An 18,502-nucleotide genomic window follows, 5' to 3' on the forward strand; every position below is an offset into this window, starting at 1 on the left:
GTCCGGCGTTGGCACAGAGACGGAGTTTCCGGGCTGGTCAGGGGCGAGGTGGGTGGCGTGATGTTCCGGTCCGTGGTGCGCTGGTGCGCCCTGACAGGGCTGGTAACAGCGCTGGTCACGGGCCTGGCGCCGACCGATCCGGCCGCCTCGCGCCACCGCGACCGGCTGCCCACCTGCCCGCGGGGTGAGGCGTCTGTCACAGCGCCGACCGAGCCGGCCGGACGGTACGCCCGCAAGGCGTGCCGGGCCGCCGGGCGGATCCTGGAGTCGGGCGTCCGGCTGGACCGGATGCGCGACCGGGCCACCCCGAGCGGCTACCACCACCTGGGCGCGGGCACCGGCGACGAGTGGCGCGGCGTCACCGGCCGGATCGGCATCGTGGACGGCGCGGTCCGGCGCAACACGTACGACTTCGTGGCCGGGCGCTTCATGGTCAAGCGCGACGTGGGCGGCGGCTCGATCGCCTGGCTGGAGGCCGGTTGGGCGGAGACCGGCTGGGCGAACGCGGGCCGCCAGCGCATCTACACGTTCGACACCAACTCCCACACCTGGCAGTTCTACGACCAGTACGCGCTGAAGCCGGGCGACAAGGTGTGGCTGGACCTGCACACCGACGGGGACAACGTGTGGCAGGCGTGGCTCTGGTGGAACAACCGGTGGAACCTGCTGACCGCCCAGCGGCTGCCGGTCGGCTCCCGCGCGTACGTCGAGCAGTACGTCGAGGTCCACGTCGACCCGAGCCGCCCGGCCCGGGTGGTGGTACCGCCGGTGACCGTGGACAACGTGCAGCTCCGTCCGGCCGAGGGTGGCGCGGCCCGCTACTGGCGCGACGACGTCGACACCCAGGTCGGGGACCTGGCCCAGCAGCGGGCGGGCGGCTTCTGCCTGAACTGGGTGACCCGCTACGACACCTGGACAGCCGGTGACTGCGCGAGCCGGCGGTCGCCTCGCCGTAGGCGGTAAGCCCTGGGCGTCGCCGGCGCGTCTCAGGGCCGATGAGTCGGCGACCCGACACGCGGTAGTTGACGTCAGGAAAATATTCGCAACGGTCTCACCGCGAGCTGGCGACGTCACGCTTCGTAACCATGAACCGCCATACCTGGCTTATGCCACTTATATAACTTAAGGTAAATTGCGGACCCGGCGCTCGCGCCTTCATCGGGTTTCGAAAGCTCGACTCCAAGCCGGGAAATGGCATTCCCACCAGCCGCCGGAAAAGGTCGACGCAACTCCGAGCAGATCCGCTATTCCCGAGCATCGATCTCCCATCGCGATAACACGACGACGGCGGCCATCAACCAACCGACGCTGATTCACGAAAGGCGCCCGACGGTCGGCCGCTCGGCGGCACGATCCCTCGAAAGGGTATTCGTCTCCACCTGGACGGCGCGGCGAGCACGATGATCAGTTTTCCGCGGCCCGCGGCGGGCAGCGCCAACCGGACGATCATCATATTTGTGAAATGGCCTGGTGAGAGCGGAATCAGGCGGAGCGGCCCGGCCCGGGGCCGCGCCGCCGCCGCGCCCTGAGGACGATCATCAAGGCCCTCGCCTGCGCCTTCGGCCGGCTTGGTGGAGATCGAGCCGCGCCGCCGGTATGGTGGGCGCGCGGAAGTCGGCGAATTTCCGCTCGATGGCGCGTCTGACTGGTCTCGGGCCGGCGTCGAATGAGCAGGACCCGGAAAGCAGCTGTCGTGGCACTCTTCCGGAAGTGATCGGGGGGTCGGCCCGGTGTCCACCGGACGCCGGTCCGGCCCCTTTTCCTCGGCCCCGGCCACCCTACCCGCGGGTACGCCATTCCCGACCGGCGGTCGACAAACCACCGAGCCGCCCCCGGCCGTGCAAGTTGCACCTAGATCAGACTTTCCGGGACCGCGCAACCACGACGCTGCGTGGTGGAATACGCCGGTTGCCTGGTGCACAATCGACCCGGAACCGCGGCCCGCCCACGAACGGACCGCATCGCTTTCCCTTGAGCTCCGGCCCGAGACCAGACCCTTTCCGCACCATCACACAAGGAGCAATAGCAGTGACTGATAGTGACATGCGCCGATCTCCCGGACGGGTGTGATGATCGGTCCGTCGCGGGGCTTCGAAGAGCCCGACCACGGCCGGCACCGCGCCGGTCCCGCCCCGGCCCGCAGCCCCAAGGTGCCCGGTGGCACCGGCCGGCCGACCAGCCAGGCCCTCGCGCGCGAACACGAGGTGGCCCGGATGAGGGCCAAGCTGATGGACCCGGAGACCGCCGTCCGGGAACTGGCCGAGCGCCTCACCTTCGCCCACGTGAACGCGGGCAAGCCGGCGCTGGGCGTGCTCAGCGAGGCCGTCCACTACAGCAAGGGCACGCTGTCCAAAGTGTTCGCCGGCAAGATGCTGCCGTCCTGGCCGCTGGTCGAAGACCTCGCCGTCGAGCTGGGCGTGCCGACCCAGACCGTGGTCCAGGAGTGGTTCCACCTCTGGACGGCGGCCAACACGCTCCGCCGCAGACCGGGAGCGCTCCGGGAACGCGCCGCCGCGCCGCCGGCCCCGGGCACCGACGCGAGCGCCAAATCGACGGCCGCGGGGGCCGGGTACACATGCCCGGAGTGCGGCAGCTGGGTCGTCGACCCCGCGTTGCACAGCGGGTGGCACCGCCAGGGAGGGCAGTCCGGCGGGACCGCGCCGGGGTCCGTGGGCGGCTGGTCCGTCCAGGCGCCGGCCGCCGGCCTGAACCGGCAGGTGCTCGGCCGGTGAGCAAGTCCCCCGCCGCCACGGGGGACCCATCACCGGTAAGCCCCGCTCGTGCCGGGCGTGCGGCTCGGCGCGGGTGCCGAGCTTCGTGACCAGGTCGCCGGGCGCGGAGTGGGCTGGTCCGGCAGCGCCCGCTTCCCTCGCGCCGGCCGCTGCCTTTGGCCGAGCGACGGTTCCACCGTGCCGAAGGCCGCGCCCAGCTGGGTGTTACCGCGGCGATCCGGCTGGCATGCTTGTCGGCCCCGGCGTGGTCAATCGGTCCCGCCTGTGCCGAATGCCGCCCGCGCCGACTGTTTCCGTCATAAGCAGCCCCATCCCGCGTGGCCACCAGTAACAGCCGACCTGTCGCCCGGTTCCCGGGCACCGGCGATCAGGCTGGCCGGCCGCCGCCGCCTCGCTGTGGCGCCGGCGGAGCTGGGGCCCGAAACGGGGTGCCGGCGGACGACGAGCACGGACCGCGCCGCTGGTGGCCCGGCCCGGCCGGGGCCGATCGGGCCCACCACCTCGGCTCGGGTGGCGACCGGGTGCAGCAACCGGCGCTGCCTGCGCGGCCGCGCTGTGCTGGCGGCCTCGAGCCTTGAGGGTGGCACCATAGGTCGGATGCTCGCCCATTCAGCGTCGTGTCGACACAGGGCGCGGCCGCCCGCGAGACTGGGGCCGGTTGCCTTGCCTGGTTTCGGCACCCACGCCGTGCCTCAACCGGCTGCTGAGGCCGATTAGCAGTTGTTGCTGGAGCTGACGCTCGATGGTGCTGGAGGCGCTCTGGATGCAGGATGCATGCCGCAGTGGGCTTGCCGCCAAGTGGGTGGGGCTGGCGTGGACATTGAGCGAGGGCATTGAGTGGAAGCCGCCGTGCGGAAGTCGCCGTGCAGAAGCCGCCGCGCAGAAGCCGCCGCGCAGAAGCCGCCGTGCGGCGCCTGCCCCACCCGTGTGTGCGTGCGGATCTTGAAGAGCGGGAGTCATATTTTCGGGCCGTGGCGCCACAAGATCCGGCGAGAGTGGGTCGTCGACAAGGGTGCTGACCAGCAACAACAGAAGCCGTTGCGCGACCGGGAAGCCCACCAAAAGCGGAAAGGCATGCAACTCAGCACGGCCAGGCAACCCCAAGGCGCCACGCAGCCCGCAAGAGCCACGCAGGCGGCAGGCCGCAGGCGCCAAGCTTCACCCAAGCGCCAAGCGCCAAGCCGCCGCAAAGCGACACCGCCCGCAAAGCCCCGGCCCCCCGCAAAGGTCAGCCAGACAGCCCCAAGCACGCACCCGGCAACCGGCGGGAGCGACGGTCAGTTATCTGCAACCAGGCACGACAATAATTTGATCTTGATCTAACCCGGCGAAGATCCCCGAGCTACATCCCCCCGGCGTTGGCATAGGAATGCAACCCCTCGAAGAACAAATTCACCCCGAACAGATTCATCAGCATGGTCACGAACCCGACCAGCGCGATCCACGTAGCCGTCGTCCGCTTCACGCTCGGAGTGGCCCGGGCGTGCAGGTAAGCCGCGTACACCACCCAGGAGATGAACGCCCACACCTCCTTGGGGTCCCACCCCCAGTACCGGCCCCAGCTCGCCTCGGCCCACAGCGGTCCGGCGATCAGCGCGCCGAAGGTGAACAGCGGGAACGCGAACGCGTGCAGCCGGAAGGTCAGCCGCTCCAGCATCTCGGCCGGCGGCACCTTCGCGCCCAGCGTGTACGGGAAGCTGCGCTTGCCGGCGTCGTAGCCGGTGCGGACCAGGAACATCGCCGCCGGCACCGCTCCGATCAGCAGGATGCCCGAGGCCAGGATGATCGTCGAGACGTGGATGACGTACCAGTAGGAGTTCAGCGCCGGGACCAGCGGGCTCACCGGCGTGTACGCGATCAGCCCGGCCGCCCCGAGCAGCACGACCAGCGCCAGCGCGGCGAACAGGCCGAGGTGGCGGACGGCCGGCTTGCGGGTGAGCACGCCCAGCCAGACCGCCGAGCCGACGAGCGTGACCGCCAGGATGAACTCGTACATGTTGCCCCACGGCATGCGGTGCGCCGCGATGCCGCGGGTGACCACCGTGCCCAGGTGCAGCGCGAAGGCGAGCCAGGTCAGGCCGACGCCGATCTTGCCGAGCAGCGCGCCGCGGTCACGCGGCGGGGCGGGCTCGGGTTCCGGCTCGACGGCCTCCGCGGGCGCGCCGGCGCCAACGAGCTGCCGGGTGGCTGCGCGGCCGATGTGGCTGCGGTTGCCGAACGCGTACTCGGCGGCGTAGCAGACCATCGCGGCCAGGTACGCCAGCACGGTGAACGCCATCAACTGGTCCGACAACTCCGCCATCACGGCGTCCTCTCATCCCGGGCCGCGGCCACGACCTGCTCGAACTCCTCGCGGAAGCCCGGATAGTCGGTACGCGGCAGGCCACCGGCCTCCACCAAACTACCGCCGCCGCCGGCTTCCGGCCCGGCCGGGGGCGTAACCCGGAACCACACCCGGCGCCGGTGCCCGGACAGCGACAGCATCAGCCCGAGCAGGCCCAGCACCGCGCCGCCCAGCACCAGCGGCTGGGTCGGGTCGTACCGCACCGCCAGGGTGGCGAACTGCCGGGTGCCGAGGAACTCCAGCTTGGTGCCGTCGTCCAGGGTCCAGCTCTGGCCCACCGTCAGGCGCTGCGGCCGCTGGCCGCTGACCTGCTTCAGCTCGCCGTTGGCCAGCTGGCCGCGGTCCAGCGCGTAGACCGAGCCGGGCAGCCCGGCGTCGACCCCGAGGTTGCCCCGGTACGCCGTCAGGAACAGCGCCGGCTCCCGTTCGGCCGGGAAGATCGAGGTCGCGCCGCCGGCCGGGTCCACCGTCGGCAGGTACACGCCCTCGAAGGCGACCTGGAGGTCCTCGTCGCGCTTGCCGGTCTTCGGGTCGATGTTGACGTCGGGGAACTGCACGACGCCCTCGCTGGTCAGCATCTGGTCGCGCGGCAGGAACGGCACGGTCCTGGTCTGCTGCTGGCCGAAGCGGTCGGTGAACCGCAGGATCGGCGCGTAGCCGTGGCCGAGCAGGTGCACGTTGGCCTGCGACAGGCGCAGCGGGTGGTTGACCGTGAACGCGACCGGCCGCCACGGGCCGTCCTGCTCGGTCTGCACGTCGGCGTCCGCGCCGAACGTCTTCGGCTGGCCGTTGCTCTGGTAGGTCGCGTGGAAGTCGGTCAGCCGCAGGCAGAAGAACGGCAGGTCGGCCGGGCCCAGGCGGGGGCCGAGCGAGGACTCGTCGTACTGGGCCAGGGAGTTGCAGAAGCCCACATCAGTGCCCTCGAGCAGGAGGCGGTTGCCGTGCCAGCCGTACCAGTGCCCGAAGCCGACCCCGATCAGCACCGCGAGCAGCGCGAAGTGGAACAGCAGGTTGCCGGTCTCCTTGAGGAAACCCTTCTCGGCCGACACCGTCCACGTGCCGTCCGGCCGCTCCCGCACGACGGTGCGGAAGCGCCGGCCGCGCAGCGCCGCCTTGATGGCGGCGGCCACGGCGGCCGGATCGCCGGGTCGCGGTTCTGCCGCCGCGTGCTGCGGCAGCCGCTCCAGCCGGCGAGGGGCATCCGGGGGTACGGTGCGCAGCGCCCGCGCGTGGTCGAGCAGCCGCGGCACCACGCAGCCGACCAGCGAGGTGAACAGCAGCAGGTAGATCGACGCGAACCAGGGCGACGCGTAGACGTCGAAGCCGCCCAGCCGGTCCAGCACCGGGGCCAGGTCGGGATGGTCGCGGAAGTAGCCGGCCACGTTCTCGGCGTTGACCGCGCGCTGCGGCAGCACCGAGCCGGGGATCGCCGCCACCGCGAGCAGGAACAGCAGCACCAGGGCGGTCCGCATGCTGGTGAGCTGGCGCCAGGAGTTGCGCAGCAGCGCCCAGGCCCGGTTCGGCCGGCGCGGCGGCGGCTCGGCCGCGGGCGCCGGGCGCTGGTCGACGGCGGTCACAGCAGCGTCCCGGCGTCGAAGTTGAAGGTGGTCAGCAACCAGATCAGGAAGCTGTTCCAGCCGCCGGTGACCAGGGCGACCCCGACCGCGATGAGCAGCACGCCGCCGACCCGGGTCACCCACCGGCTGTTGCGGCGCACCGCCTTGAAGACGCCGAGCAGCCGGCGGAAGAAGAGCCCGAACAGCACGAACGGCACGCCCAGCCCGAGGCTGTAGGCCAGCGCCAGCACCACCGCCCGGTCGGTCTGCCCGCTGGTGGTGGCCAGGCCGAGCACCGCGCCGAGGGTGGGCCCGGTGCAGGGCAGCCAGGACAGGCCGAACAGCGCCCCGAAGACCGGCGCCCCGGCCAGCCCGGCGTTGGGCAGCCAGCGGATTCGGGCCTGACCCTGCAGGCCCGGGACCACGCCCAGGAACAGCAGGCCGAGCACGATGATCAGCACGCCGAGCACGATGTTGAGGGTGCGCTCGTGGGTCTTGAGGGCCAGCCCGATGTTGGCCACCAGCGTGGCCAGCAGCATGAAGACCACGGAGAAGCCGACCACGAACAGCACCGTCCCGGCCAGCACCCGGCCCCGGCCGGGGGCCCGGGTCTCCGGCGGCCGGGTCCGCACCGCCACGGATCCGCCCGCGGGCTCCTCCGGCGGCCGCACGCCCAGCGCGGCGTCGAGGTCGGCGCCGGCCAGCCCGGTCACGTACGACAGGTAGCCGGGCATGAGCGGCAGCACGCAGGGCGACAGGAAGCTGACCAGCCCGGCGAGCGCGGCCGCGCCGATGGCCAGCAGCAGAGGACCACTGGTCGCGATGTCGGCGAAGGTGTCACCCATCAGCCCGGCTCCTCGGCGGCGATCCGCTCCACCACCGGCTGCAGCACGCCGGCCGTGGTGGCGCCCCGGACGGCGGCGGCGATCCGGCCCTGGCGGTCCAGGATCAGCGTCTGCGGCGTGCTGACCTGGGTGACGTCGAACTTCAGGGCCACGCTGCCGCTCCGGTCGTAGACGCTCGGATAGGTCACCCCGAAGCTGCGCTCGAACGCCTTGGCCGCGTCCCGGTCGTCCAGCGAGTTGACCCCCACGAAAGTCACGTTCCTCGCCTTGGTGGCCTGGTAGACGGTCTCCAGGTCGTCGGCCTCCGCGCGGCACGGGTTGCACCAGGAACCCCAGAAGTTGACCACGACGACCTTGCCCCGGTCCCGCGCGACGTCGTACGGTCCGCCGTCGAGCAGCTCACCGGTGACCGCCCGGGCCTCCGGGCGCTGGTCCGGGGAGCACTCGATGACCCGGTCGGCGTTGGTCGAGCACTTCTTCTCCCAGCTCTCGCTGCCGCAGCCGGCCAGGGCACCGGCCGCGACGGCGGCGGTGAGCACCACTGCGGCGAGCCGGCGCACGTCAGGCCCCCTTGGCGGTCCGGGCGCCGGGCGACATGGCCACCAGGGCGGCGGCCGGCTCGGCGTACTCGATGCCGACCACCTTCGCGTCGGAGAAGACGAACGAGGTCAGGCTGGCCAGGCCGCACTGGCGGCGGCGCGGGTCGTGCCAGAGGCGCTTGCGCTCGACGTACCGGCGCAGGGTCCAGATCGGCAGCTGGTGCGAGACGCAGACCGCCTCGTGGCCCTCGGCGGCGACCCGGGCGGCCTGGACCGCGGCGAACATCCGCTGCGCGATCTGCAGGTACGCCTCGCCCCAGGACGGGGTGATCGGGTCGCGCAGCACCCACCAGTTGCGTGGGTTGCTGAACGCGCCGTCGCCGACCGACACCTTCTTGCCCTCGAAGAAGTTCGCGCTCTCGATCAGCCGGGTGTCGGTGGCGGTCTCCAGCTTGAAGTGGGCCGCGAACGGCTCGGCCGTCTCCTGGGCGCGTTCCAGCGGGCTGGCCACCACGTGCGTCACGTCGCGGTCGGCGAGCGCCTCGGTGGCCGCCTTGGCCATCTGCCGGCCCAGCTCCGAGAGGTGGAAGTCGGGCAGGCGGCCGTACAGGATCTTGCCCGGGTTGTGGACCTCGCCGTGCCGCAGCACGTGCACCGTGGTCCTGGTCGGCTCGCTCAACGTGCTCCCCCCGCTGCCGCCGCCGCGCGCGCTGCCGCCGGCAGCGCCGCGCCGATCTGCTCCAACGCGGCGTCGTCGAGCGCCGCCGACACGAACCACGACTCGAACGCGCTCGGCGGCAGGTAGACCCCGCGGGAGAGCATCGCGTGGAAGAACGCCTTGAACGCGGCCGCGTCCTGGGTCTTCGCCGAGTCGTAGTCGACGACCTCGGCCTCGGTGAAGAAGACGGAGAACATGTTGCCCGCGTAGGACAGCCGGTGCGGGACGCCCGCGGTGGTCAGGGCCTCCGAGGCGAGCGCGCCCACGGTGGCGGACAGCTCGTCGAGGCGCTTGTAGACGGCGTCGTCGGCCAGCCGCAGGCTGGTCAGCCCGGCCGCGCAGGCCAGCGGGTTGCCGGAGAGCGTGCCGGCCTGGTAGACCGGCCCGGCCGGGGCCAGCCGGCTCATGATCTCGGTGCGCCCGCCGAAGGCCGCGGCGGGCAGGCCGCCGCCCATGACCTTGCCGTACGTGAACAGGTCGGCGTCGACCGGCTCCAGCCCGGCCCAGCCGCCCGGGGACACCCGGAAACCGGTCATCACCTCGTCGACGATCAGCAGCGCGCCGGCGGCGTGGGCCAGCTCGGCCAGCCGGCGGTTGAAGCCCGCGCGCGGCGCGATCACGCCCATGTTGCCGGCCGCGGCCTCGGTGATGATCGCGGCGATGTCGTCGTTGTCCCGGAACACGGCCTCGACCGCGGCGACGTCGTTGTACGGCAGCACGATGGTCTCGCTGGCCGCCGCACCGGTCACCCCGGGCGAATCGGGCAGGCCCAGCGTGGCGACGCCCGAGCCGGCCGCGGCCAGCAGCGCGTCGACGTGGCCGTGGTAGCAGCCGGCGAACTTGACGATCTTGCTGCGCCCGGTGAAGCCGCGGGCCAGCCGGATCGCGGTCATCGTCGCCTCGGTGCCGGAGCTGACCAGGCGTACCTGCTCGACCGGGGTGCGCCGGACGATCTCCTCGGCCAGCTCCACCTCGCCCTCGGTCGGCGTGCCGAAGCTGGTGCCGAGCGCGGCGGCGGCCTGCACGGCGGCCACGATCGCCGGGTGCGCGTGCCCGTGGATCAGCGGGCCCCACGAGCAGACCAGGTCCACGTAGCGGCGGCCGTCGGCGTCGACCATCCACGGGCCCTCGCCGCGCGCCATGAACCGGGGCGTACCGCCCACGGACTTGAACGCACGCACGGGTGAATTGACCCCGCCCGGCACGATGGCCTGGGCGCGGTCGAACAGGGCCTGGGAGACCGGGGCCTCGTCCGGGTACGGACTGCCCGCGGCACGGTTTGCGGTGGTCACGGTGAATCCCATTCTGTCAGCGCCGGGCCGCGGCCGCGTAGCAGCCCCGGGGGCGGGTTGTACAGGTCACGATCGGTGGGTGGAGCGGGCGGATGAACCATGCCCAACAGGCTGGATTCCGCCACCCGCGATAGGCTGACCGGGTGGAGCGCCCGGAGCTGTCCATCGCGGTTGAGCGAGCCCCCGACGAGGTTGTCTTCCACCTCGCCGGGGAGATCGACGTGCTCACGGTCGCCGAATTGTCGGCCATGGTGAACGAGACTCTCCTGGAACCACCCTCCCGGATCGTGCTCGACATGTCCGGCGTGACCTTCTGCGATTCGCAGGGCCTGGGCACCCTGGTGGTGCTCAGCCGTAAGGCCCAGCATGCCCGCGCGGTGCTGGCCCTGGCCAACGTCGGCGACTTCCTGCTGCGCGTGCTGGACATCACCGGGCTCCGCAGCGCCCTGATGATCTCCAGCTCCACCTGACAGCTTCCTGTCGAGCCCCGGGATACGCCCACCGCGGTACGACCGGGGCCGCCCCAGGGATGACGACACCGCCCCGGGGCGAGGCCAGGCTGAGGGCATGACCTTTCGATTCGGCGTGGTGGCGGCGACGGCGCGGACCGGGGCCGAGTGGCTCGCCACCGCGCGACAAGCGGAAGAGCTCGGCTTCGACACCCTGCTCGTGCCCGACACGGTGCAGACCCTGTCGCCGTTCCCGGCGCTGGCCGCTGCGGCGGCCGCCACCGACCGGCTGCGGGTCGGCACCTATGTGCTCAGCGCACCCAACCGCGCACCGGGCGTGGTCGCCTGGGAGGCGCGCACCCTGCAACTGCTCAGTTCCGGCCGCCTGGAGGTGGGCATCGGGGGCGGACGGCCGGGCGCGGAGCGGGACGCGGAGAAGCTGGGCGCCCGGTTCGGGACGCCGGGCGAGCGGCTGCGCCGGGTGGCGGAGACGATCCGGGCCGTCCGGGAGCTGCCGGACAGCCCGCCGATCCTGGTGGCGGCGAGCCGGCCCCGGATGCTGCGGCTGGCCGCCGAGCAGGCGGACATCGTGGCGCTCGGCCTGCCGCCGCAGTCGACGGAGCACGAGCTGGCGGCCATGGTCGCCGAGCTGCGCAGCTTCGGCGACCCGTCCGAGGTGCACCTGAACGTGTCGGCGGTGGCGGAGACCGCCGACGCGGTGCCGGAGTGGCTGGACCGGATGGTCGGTGGCGACGCGCGGAAGATGGCGGCGGCCGGCGGGGTCGCGTTCCTGCTGGGCGACGCCGCCGCGATGGCCGGCACGCTGCGCCGCCGCCGGGACGAGCTGGGCATCGGCTACATAGGAGTCAACGCCATGTTCATGCGCCAGTTCGCCCCGGTGATCGCCGAACTGCGCCACGGTGACCCATCGTGATCGTGGCAACACGGATCCATCCTGGACGGCACTCCCCAACAGCTCGCCCGGTGGGACCGTCATACCGATCAAGATTTTTTGCAGCGTGCCCATGTCGAGGCGGCTGAACAGTAGAGGACTGTTTCCCACGCCGTCAGGAGCCGGATCATGACAGAGTTCGACCGCCGTAACACGGCACCACCGCCAGACGGTAACCCTGACAACCTGCGGCCGCATCTGGCGCTTTCCGTTCGCGACGCCTTGGTGCTCACTTTGACCACGACCACCGGTGTGGCGGCGGGCGGCTTGGCCCACCTGGCGGGTCAGGGCGCCGCTGCGGCTGTCATCATGGGTACCAGCGCGGCCGGCGCCGCGGTGCTGCTGTTCGACAAGGTGATCGGCAAATGACGCTGGACGCTGCGGACGAAGAAGACGAGCCGTTGCTGCTCCATATTTCCTGCCACGGGAGCAGCCACCTCACGAACGCCTCGGAATTGCTGTTGACGGCGGGTGAGCCCCTGTCGCCCGACTACCTCACCAACGCCATTCACGGCGCCTCCCTGGTCGTTCTGTCGGCATGCGCCACGTCGATGGCCGACGGTACGCACCCCTGTCCAGAGGCGACCGGCCTGTCCAAGGCGCTCCTCGACGCTGGTGCCCGATCGGTCCTGACCGACCAAGGAGACGTTCTCGACCTGCTGGTCCGCGCCGACACCGTCGACATCGCCCGGGCGAGTTGGCGGAAGGACCAGCGGCACGGCCTCGCGGGCGTCTTCTCCGAAGCGCTCCTGGCATCGCTGGACCACTGGTCCGAACTCGCTGATCCGACCCTGATGCCGGCCGGCGCGGCGTCGCGGCAAGGCTTCAACGAATCAACCCGCCGCAGCGCCGCAGCGGCCGCGGAGCGCGTCACGCACGCCGCGCATGAGGTGCGGCGATCCCTGGTCAACGACGAGCCGCGAATCAGCTATGCCATGACTGACGGGTTTGTCCGTGACGTGCTCGGGTTCCGTCGGGTCACCGCCGACCTCATCGACGCCGCCCAGGCTGCGCTGCTGCATGCCAAGCTGGACGACCTGCCGAACAGCGACGTCGACGCGGTCCGACAGCTACGGCAGGCCACCGCCCGGCAGCGACGCTGCCTTCGTCCGCTGACGGAGACGCAGCTGCGGGGCGCCCTCGTCGCCTCTCTGGACCAACCCGTCAACGTCGGCGCAGGTGGGCGCGAGATGACGCTGCGTGACTTGGTGTCCAGCAGGCCCCCGCTCGACAGCGGAGCTCATGCCGACTTTGTTCCACTGGTTCGGCGGGTCTTGGACTGGCTGAAACCTGCGGAACGTCAGGTTGCACTGGCCTACGCGGGCTTCGCCGTCGACTGGCCCGACGCGGCCCAGATGTGCGGTAAACCCCGGAAGTTCGGCGTCCGGGTGCAACGCAAATTCCGGCGGGTCGGCCTCGAGCTCAACGAACGCATCACTGCCGCACGACACATGGCAGATGTGACCCAGGGGCGCGTCTCGAATTAGGTGTGTCGGTCATCGATAGACGAAGAGTGGGCGCTGCTGGCGGCGTTGCTGCCGGCGCCGATACGGTCAGGACGGCCGTCGCGAAGCGCTGTTTCGGCGCTGGCAGCGTGCCGGGATCTGGGCGCAGATCGTGATCGGATTGCCGGCTCGCGCGAATGCTGCCGGGGTGATCACCTGGGATGTCAGCGTGGACTCGACCATCGCCAGAGCTCACCAGCACGCAGCCGGCGCCCGTCGCGGTGTGCGGCGTGAGCCCGCCGGCGGTGTCCGACCCGAGCCGGCCGATCATGCACTGGGACGCTCGCGCGGTGGCTGGACCGAACCGCAGCTACCTACGCCGGCGTGGGATCAGAGCCTGCATCCCGAGCAAGACCGACCAGGACGCCCACCCGCCTTCAGCCCCCAGCTCTACCGGCAACGCCACGCCGTGAACCCAAACCGGCGCCACCGACTTCGATACACGCCCTAGTTGCCCCAGCGGGCCTTCTCCAGCAGTTCCAGCGCCTCGCCGGCGGCCTCCTCGCCGCCCGTACGCAGCGCCCGGGCCGCCTCGTCGACCAGCTCGGTCAGGCGCTGCCACTGCGCGTCGCGCTCCCGGCCGGCCTCGGCCTGGGCCTTGAGCTGCTGGGTCTTGGTCCACAGCTCGACGAAGATGGAGACCTTGGCCCGCAGCACCCACGGGTCGAACGGCTTCGTCAGGTAGTCCACCGCGCCGACCGCGTAGCCGCGCAGGGCCAGCTGGGCGTCGCGGTCGGCCGCGGTCAGGAACAGGATGGGCACATGCCGGGTGCGTTCCCGGCGCTTGATGTGGCCGGCCGTCTCGAAGCCGTCCATGTTGGGCATCTGCGCGTCCAGCAGGATCACCGCGAAGTCGTCGGTGAGCAGCTGCTTGAGGGCCGCCTCGCCGCTCTCCACCGCGACCGCCTGCACCGGCAGGCCCTGCAGGATCGCCTCCAGGGCCAGCAGGTTGTCGCGCCGGTCGTCGACCAGCAGGGCCTTGGCCCGCTCAGCCATCCCGTCCAACCTTCCCGCCGCCCTTGACCGGACTACAGGCCACCCGTCCAACCACCCCGCCGCCACCCTTGACCGGACTAAAGGCCATCTTCGTTCTCCATCCCGGCATTGTCGGACGCGTTCACCCAGCGGGCCATCAGCTCGATGAGCTCGTCCAGGTCGACCGGCTTGGTGATGTAGTCGCTCGCCCCCGCCGCCAGCGCCGATTCCCGGTCGCCGGGCATCGCCTTCGCTGTCAGGAAGACTACCGGTAGGTCCGCGAAGCGCTGGTTGCGGCGGATTCCGCGGGTGGTCTCGTAGCCGTCCTGCTCCGGCATCATCGCGTCCATCAGCACGATGTCGACCTCGGGATGCTCGGCCAGCAGCCGGACCCCGTCGACGCCGTTGTCGGAGTAGAGCACGTTCAGGCCGTGCATCTCCAGGGCGCTGGTCAGCGCGAAGACGTTGCGCACGTCGTCGTCGACGATCAGCACCGTGGCGCCGTCGAGCTGGCGGCTGGCCGGGCTGACCGTGTGCGTCTCCAGCTCCGGGCGGGGTGTGATCAGCGGCAGGTCCAGCGACGACAGCGACCGGCGGGGCTCGCCGGCCCCGGCCGAGGACGGCAGGAGCGGCAGGGCCGGCGCCGGGATGGCGTCGCCGACCAGCGCGTCCGGCATGTAGAGCGTGAAGGTCGAGCCCTCGCCGGGCGACGAGGCCACCACGATGGTGCCGCCGAGCAGCGCCGCGAACTCGCGGCTGATCGACAGGCCCAGGCCGGTGCCGCCGTACTTGCGGCTGGTCGTGCCGTCGGCCTGCTGGAACGCCTCGAAGATGAGGCTGAGCTTCTCGTCGGAGATGCCGATCCCGGTGTCCCGCACCGCGAACGCGACCACCTGCCGGGCCGTGGCCAGCCCGGGGATGTCGAACTCGAGGTCGGCCGGCGCCGGGAAGATGCTCAGCGTCACCGAACCGGTGTCGGTGAACTTGACCGCGTTGGAGAGCAGGTTGCGCAGGATCTGCTGGAGCCGCTGGGCGTCGGTGACGATCGAGTCGGGCAGGTCGGGTGAGATCTCCACCCGCAGCTCCAGGCCCTTGTCCTCGGCCTGCGGGATGAACGCCTGCTCGACGTAGCTGCGGACCCCGTCGAAGTCGACCTGGTCCGGCTCGACGTCCATCCGGCCCGCCTCGATCTTGCTGAGGTCGAGGATGTCGTCGATCAGCGACAGCAGGTCGGAGCCGGCGCTGTGGATCGTGCGGGCGAACTCGATCTGCTTCTCGGTGAGGTTGTGCTCCGGGTTGTCGGCCAGCAGCCGGGCCAGCAGCAGCAGCGAGTTCAGCGGGGTACGCAGCTCGTGGCTCATGTTGGCCAGGAACTCGGTCTTGTACGCCGACGCCCGGGACAGCTGCTGCGCCTTCTCCTCCAGGCCGAGGCGGGCCAGCTCGATCTCCCGGTTCTTCGTCTCGATGTTGCCCTTCTGCTCGCTGAGCAGCTGGGCCTTGTCCTCCAGCTCGGCGTTGGTGCGCTGCAGCTCGGCCGACTGGTCCTGCATCTCCCGGGCCAGCCGCTGCGACTGGGCGAGCAGTTCCTCCGTCCGGCGGTTGGCCTGGATGGTGTTGAGCGCGACGCCGATGGCCGCCACCAGGCGCTCGAGGAAGGTCAGGTGCAGCCCGGAGAACGCGGCCACCGAGGCGAACTCGATCACGCCGAGCATCTCGCCCTCGAACAGCACCGGCAGCACGACCAGGTCGTTCGGCGGCATCGACATGAGACCCGAGCGCATCGTCAGGACGCCGTCGTGGGTCGCCCGGACCCGGATCGTACGGCGGGAGACGGCCGCCTGGCCCACGAGTCCCTCACCGGGCCCGAAGGTCACCTCGTTGTTGCGGGCGACGTAGCCGTACGAGGCGGCCAGCCGCAGCCGCATCACGGCCTCCTCGTGGTCGACCATGAAGAACGCGCCGAGCTGGGCGTCCACCAGCGGCGTCACCTCGGTCATGATCATGCGGCAGACCTCGCCCAGGTCCCGCTGACCCTGCAGGAGCCCGCCGATGCGGGCCAGGTTGGAGTCCAGCCAGCCCTGCTCAGCGTTCGCCTTGGTGGTCTCCCGCAGCGTCACGATCATCTGGTTGATGTTGTCCTTGAGCTCGGCGACCTCGCCCTGGGCCTCGACGGCCACGCTCTGGGTCAGGTCACCGCGGGTCACCGACGTGGACACCTCGGCGATGGCGCGCAGCTGGGTGGTCAGCGTGGAGGCGAGCTGGTTGACGTTGTCGGTGAGGTCCCGCCACGTACCGGAGACGCCCTTGACCTCGGCCTGACCGCCCAGCTTGCCCTCGATGCCGACCTCGCGGCCGACCCGGGTGACCTCGTTGGCGAACGAGGAGAGCTGGTCGACCATCGTGTTGACGGTGTCCTTGAGCTCGAGGATCTCGCCGCGGGCGTCGACCGTGATCTTCTGCGACAGGTCGCCCTTGGCCACAGCCGTGGTGACCGAGGCGATGTTGCGGACCTGGGCGGTCAGGTTCGAGGCCATGTAGTTCACGTTGTCGGTCAGGTCGCGCCACGTACCGGCCACGCCCCGCACCTGGGCCTGACCGCCGAGCTTGCCCTCCGAGCCCACCTCGCGGGCGACTCGGGTGACCTCGTCGGCGAACGAGGACAGCTGGTCGACCATGGTGTTGACGGTCGACTTCAGCTCCAGGATCTCGCCCTGGGCGTCGACGGTGATCTTCTGCGACAGGTCGCCGCGGGCGACCGCGGTGGAGACCTGGGCGATGTTGCGGACCTGGGCCGTCAGGTTCGAGGCCATCGAGTTCACGTTGTCGGTCAGGTCGCGCCACGTGCCGGCGACGCCCCGCACCTGGGCCTGACCGCCGAGCTTGCCCTCCGAGCCCACCTCACGGGCGACTCGGGTCACCTCATCGGCGAACGAGGACAGCTGGTCCACCATCGTGTTGACGGTCGACTTCAGCTCCAGGATCTCGCCGCGGGCGTCAACGGTGATCTTCTGCGACAGGTCGCCCTTGGCCACGGCCGTGGTGACCGAGGCGATGTTGCGGACCTGGCTGGTCAGGTTCGAGGCCATGTAGTTCACGTTGTCGGTGAGGTCTCGCCACGTACCGCTGACGCCCTTGACCTCGGCCTGACCGCCGAGCTTGCCCTCCGAGCCCACCTCGCGGGCCACGCGCGTGACCTCGTCGGCGAACGACGACAGCTGGTCCACCATCGTGTTCATGGTGTTCTTCAGCTCGGCGATCTCGCCGCGGGCGTCGACCGTGATCTTCTGCGACAGGTCGCCCTTGGCGACCGCGGTGGACACCTGGGAGATGTTGCGGACCTGGTCGGTGAGGTTGGCGGCGAGCTGGTTGACGTTCTCGGTGAGGTCCCGCCACGTACCGGAGACGCCGCGGACCTGGGCCTGACCGCCCAGCCGGCCCTCCGTGCCGACCTCGCGGGCCACGCGCGTGACCTCGTCGGCGAACGACGACAGCTGGTCCACCATCGTGTTGACGGTGTCCTTGAGCTCGAGGATCTCGCCCTGCGCGGCCACCGTGATCTTCTGCGACAGGTCGCCCTTGGCGACCGCGGTGGAGACCTGGGCGATGTTGCGGACCTGGCTGGTCAGGTTGGAGGCCATCGAGTTCACCGAGTCGGTGAGGTCCTTCCAGGTGCCGGCGACATTCGGTACGTCGGCCTGGCCGCCCAGCTTGCCCTCGGTGCCCACCTCGCGGGCCACCCGCGTCACCTGCTCGGCGAAGAGCCGCAGGGTGTCGGTCACGCCGTTCATGGTGTCGGCCAGCTCGGCCACCTCGCCGCGGGCCGACACAGTGATCTTCTGCGACAGGTCGCCGCGGGCCATCGCGGTCGCCACCTGGGAGATCGAGCGCACCTGGTGGGTCAGGTTCGACGCCATCGTGTTGACCGAGTCGGTCAGGTCCTTCCAGGTGCCGGCCACGCCGCGCACGTCGGCCTGGCCGCCCAGCTCGCCCTGGGTGCCGACCTCGCGGGCCACCCGGGTCACCTCGTCGGCGAACGACGACAGCTGGTCCACCATCGTGTTGACGACCCGGCCGATGCGCAGGAATTCACCCCGCAGGGGTCGCCCGTCCATCTCGAGCGCCATGTGCTGCGAAAGGTCACCGTCCGCGACGGCGACGATGACCCGGGAGATCTCCGTCGTGGGCCGGCCCAGATCGTCGATCAGCGAGTTGACCGAACGGGCGCTGTCCGCCCAGGCGCCGTCGAGCCCCTCCTCGTCCAGGCGCTCGGTCAGGCGGCCGTCGCGGCCGACGATCCGGCTGATCCGCCGGACCTCCCTGTTCTGCCGCTCCTGGAGCGCCACCACCTCGTTGAACGCGTCCGCGGCCTCGCCCGCGACGCCGCTGCGCCGGGTCAGCCGCACCTTGAAGTCGCCGCGGCTGACCCGGCGCAGAGCCTCCGCGAGCTCGACGAGCACGGCGGTCTCGTCGGGCACGCCGACATTGACCTGTTGGGTCGCAGTCATGCTGTCCTCACTCGCTGTCCAACGGTTGGGGCGCTCCATCATCCCCCGCCGGGACGGCCCGGCGCGAGGTCCGGCTTTGTGCATCGCCGG

Annotated in this window: 14 protein-coding genes and 1 pseudogene; 7 read left to right on the top strand and 8 right to left on the bottom strand. The window is 71.0% G+C overall.

All coding sequences use genetic code 11. The annotated features are described in order from the left end of the window. Positions 1-60: 60 nt before the first annotated feature. Positions 61-963: a hypothetical protein gene (locus Ani05nite_RS27715; RefSeq protein WP_239130690.1), complete on the top strand. Its 903-nt coding sequence runs from the start codon at positions 61-63 to the stop codon at positions 961-963. 1,106 nt (positions 964-2,069) lie between these two features. Further along, a complete protein-coding gene (locus Ani05nite_RS27720; RefSeq protein ID WP_203773083.1) occupies positions 2,070-2,732 on the top strand; it encodes a helix-turn-helix domain-containing protein in 663 nt (220 codons plus the stop codon). Positions 2,733-4,074: 1,342 nt separating this feature from the next. Here the strand turns inward: Ani05nite_RS27720 and ccsB are convergent. The 6 genes from ccsB to hemL are packed head-to-tail and all read right to left on the bottom strand — an operon-like array spanning position 4,075 to position 10,038. Then, positions 4,075-5,034, bottom strand: coding sequence for a c-type cytochrome biogenesis protein CcsB (ccsB, locus tag Ani05nite_RS27725; protein ID WP_203773085.1), 960 nt, complete (start codon positions 5,032-5,034; stop codon positions 4,075-4,077). After that, positions 5,034-6,653 (bottom strand): cytochrome c biogenesis protein ResB, encoded by a 1,620-nt coding sequence (gene resB, locus Ani05nite_RS27730; protein ID WP_203773087.1) that lies wholly within the window; start codon positions 6,651-6,653, stop codon positions 5,034-5,036. Before resB ends, ccsB begins: the two co-directional genes overlap by 1 nt. After that, complete coding sequence (locus tag Ani05nite_RS27735; RefSeq protein ID WP_203773088.1) at positions 6,650-7,477, bottom strand: cytochrome c biogenesis CcdA family protein; 828 nt, start codon at positions 7,475-7,477, stop codon at positions 6,650-6,652. The genes resB and Ani05nite_RS27735 overlap by 4 nt, the downstream gene beginning before the upstream one ends. Continuing rightward, positions 7,477-8,037: a TlpA family protein disulfide reductase gene (locus Ani05nite_RS27740; RefSeq protein WP_203773090.1), complete on the bottom strand. Its 561-nt coding sequence runs from the start codon at positions 8,035-8,037 to the stop codon at positions 7,477-7,479. Before Ani05nite_RS27740 ends, Ani05nite_RS27735 begins: the two co-directional genes overlap by 1 nt. A 1-nt stretch (position 8,038) precedes the next feature. Beyond that, complete coding sequence (locus Ani05nite_RS27745; RefSeq protein WP_203773092.1) at positions 8,039-8,695, bottom strand: histidine phosphatase family protein; 657 nt, start codon at positions 8,693-8,695, stop codon at positions 8,039-8,041. Then, the gene (gene hemL / locus Ani05nite_RS27750) at positions 8,692-10,038 is read right to left on the bottom strand and encodes a glutamate-1-semialdehyde 2,1-aminomutase (RefSeq protein ID WP_203773094.1); all 1,347 of its coding nucleotides are present in this window, start codon (positions 10,036-10,038) and stop codon (positions 8,692-8,694) included. Before hemL ends, Ani05nite_RS27745 begins: the two co-directional genes overlap by 4 nt. A gap of 131 nt (positions 10,039-10,169) precedes the next feature. Here hemL and Ani05nite_RS27755 point away from each other — a divergent pair, with 131 nt between their 5' ends. From Ani05nite_RS27755 to Ani05nite_RS42435, 5 genes and pseudogenes are all read left to right on the top strand, one after another. Then, positions 10,170-10,496, top strand: coding sequence for an STAS domain-containing protein (locus Ani05nite_RS27755; protein ID WP_203773096.1), 327 nt, complete (start codon positions 10,170-10,172; stop codon positions 10,494-10,496). A gap of 97 nt (positions 10,497-10,593) precedes the next feature. Further along, the gene (locus tag Ani05nite_RS27760) at positions 10,594-11,409 is read left to right on the top strand and encodes an LLM class flavin-dependent oxidoreductase (protein WP_203773098.1); all 816 of its coding nucleotides are present in this window, start codon (positions 10,594-10,596) and stop codon (positions 11,407-11,409) included. Positions 11,410-11,556: 147 nt separating this feature from the next. Continuing rightward, positions 11,557-11,796 carry a hypothetical protein gene (locus Ani05nite_RS27765; protein ID WP_203773100.1) on the top strand — a complete coding sequence of 80 codons (240 nt, stop codon included), beginning with the start codon at positions 11,557-11,559 and terminating at the stop codon, positions 11,794-11,796. After that, positions 11,793-12,914, top strand: a complete 1,122-nt coding sequence (locus Ani05nite_RS27770) for a CHAT domain-containing protein (protein ID WP_203773102.1) — start codon at positions 11,793-11,795, stop codon at positions 12,912-12,914. Before Ani05nite_RS27765 ends, Ani05nite_RS27770 begins: the two co-directional genes overlap by 4 nt. Positions 12,915-13,002: 88 nt before the next feature. Continuing rightward, positions 13,003-13,365, top strand: a pseudogene (locus tag Ani05nite_RS42435) (transposase family protein); the annotation flags it as partial. A 14-nt stretch (positions 13,366-13,379) separates the two neighbouring features. On the opposite strand, the gene Ani05nite_RS27775 reads toward Ani05nite_RS42435, so the two are convergent. Then, on the bottom strand, positions 13,380-13,928 hold the full coding sequence (locus Ani05nite_RS27775; RefSeq protein ID WP_203773104.1) for a response regulator: 549 nt from the start codon (positions 13,926-13,928) through the stop codon (positions 13,380-13,382). Between the two features lie 77 nt (positions 13,929-14,005). Further along, positions 14,006-18,412 (bottom strand): hybrid sensor histidine kinase/response regulator, encoded by a 4,407-nt coding sequence (locus tag Ani05nite_RS27780; protein WP_203773106.1) that lies wholly within the window; start codon positions 18,410-18,412, stop codon positions 14,006-14,008. Positions 18,413-18,502: the final 90 nt, after the last annotated feature.

Origin of the sequence: Actinoplanes nipponensis (assembly GCF_016862275.1) — a bacterium.
Lineage (GTDB): Bacteria > Actinomycetota > Actinomycetes > Mycobacteriales > Micromonosporaceae > Actinoplanes > Actinoplanes nipponensis.

Coding starts and splice junctions, on each gene's coding strand:
- Ani05nite_RS27735 (WP_203773088.1), bottom strand. CDS start 7,477: ATGGGTGACACCTTCGCCGACATCGCGACCAGTGGTCCTCTGCTGCTG.
- Ani05nite_RS27765 (WP_203773100.1), top strand. CDS start 11,557: ATGACAGAGTTCGACCGCCGTAACACGGCACCACCGCCAGACGGTAAC.
- Ani05nite_RS27720 (WP_203773083.1), top strand. CDS start 2,070: ATGATCGGTCCGTCGCGGGGCTTCGAAGAGCCCGACCACGGCCGGCAC.
- hemL (WP_203773094.1), bottom strand. CDS start 10,038: ATGGGATTCACCGTGACCACCGCAAACCGTGCCGCGGGCAGTCCGTAC.
- Ani05nite_RS27775 (WP_203773104.1), bottom strand. CDS start 13,928: ATGGCTGAGCGGGCCAAGGCCCTGCTGGTCGACGACCGGCGCGACAAC.
- Ani05nite_RS27770 (WP_203773102.1), top strand. CDS start 11,793: ATGACGCTGGACGCTGCGGACGAAGAAGACGAGCCGTTGCTGCTCCAT.
- Ani05nite_RS27760 (WP_203773098.1), top strand. CDS start 10,594: ATGACCTTTCGATTCGGCGTGGTGGCGGCGACGGCGCGGACCGGGGCC.
- Ani05nite_RS27715 (WP_239130690.1), top strand. CDS start 61: ATGTTCCGGTCCGTGGTGCGCTGGTGCGCCCTGACAGGGCTGGTAACA.
- ccsB (WP_203773085.1), bottom strand. CDS start 5,034: ATGGCGGAGTTGTCGGACCAGTTGATGGCGTTCACCGTGCTGGCGTAC.
- Ani05nite_RS27780 (WP_203773106.1), bottom strand. CDS start 18,412: ATGACTGCGACCCAACAGGTCAATGTCGGCGTGCCCGACGAGACCGCC.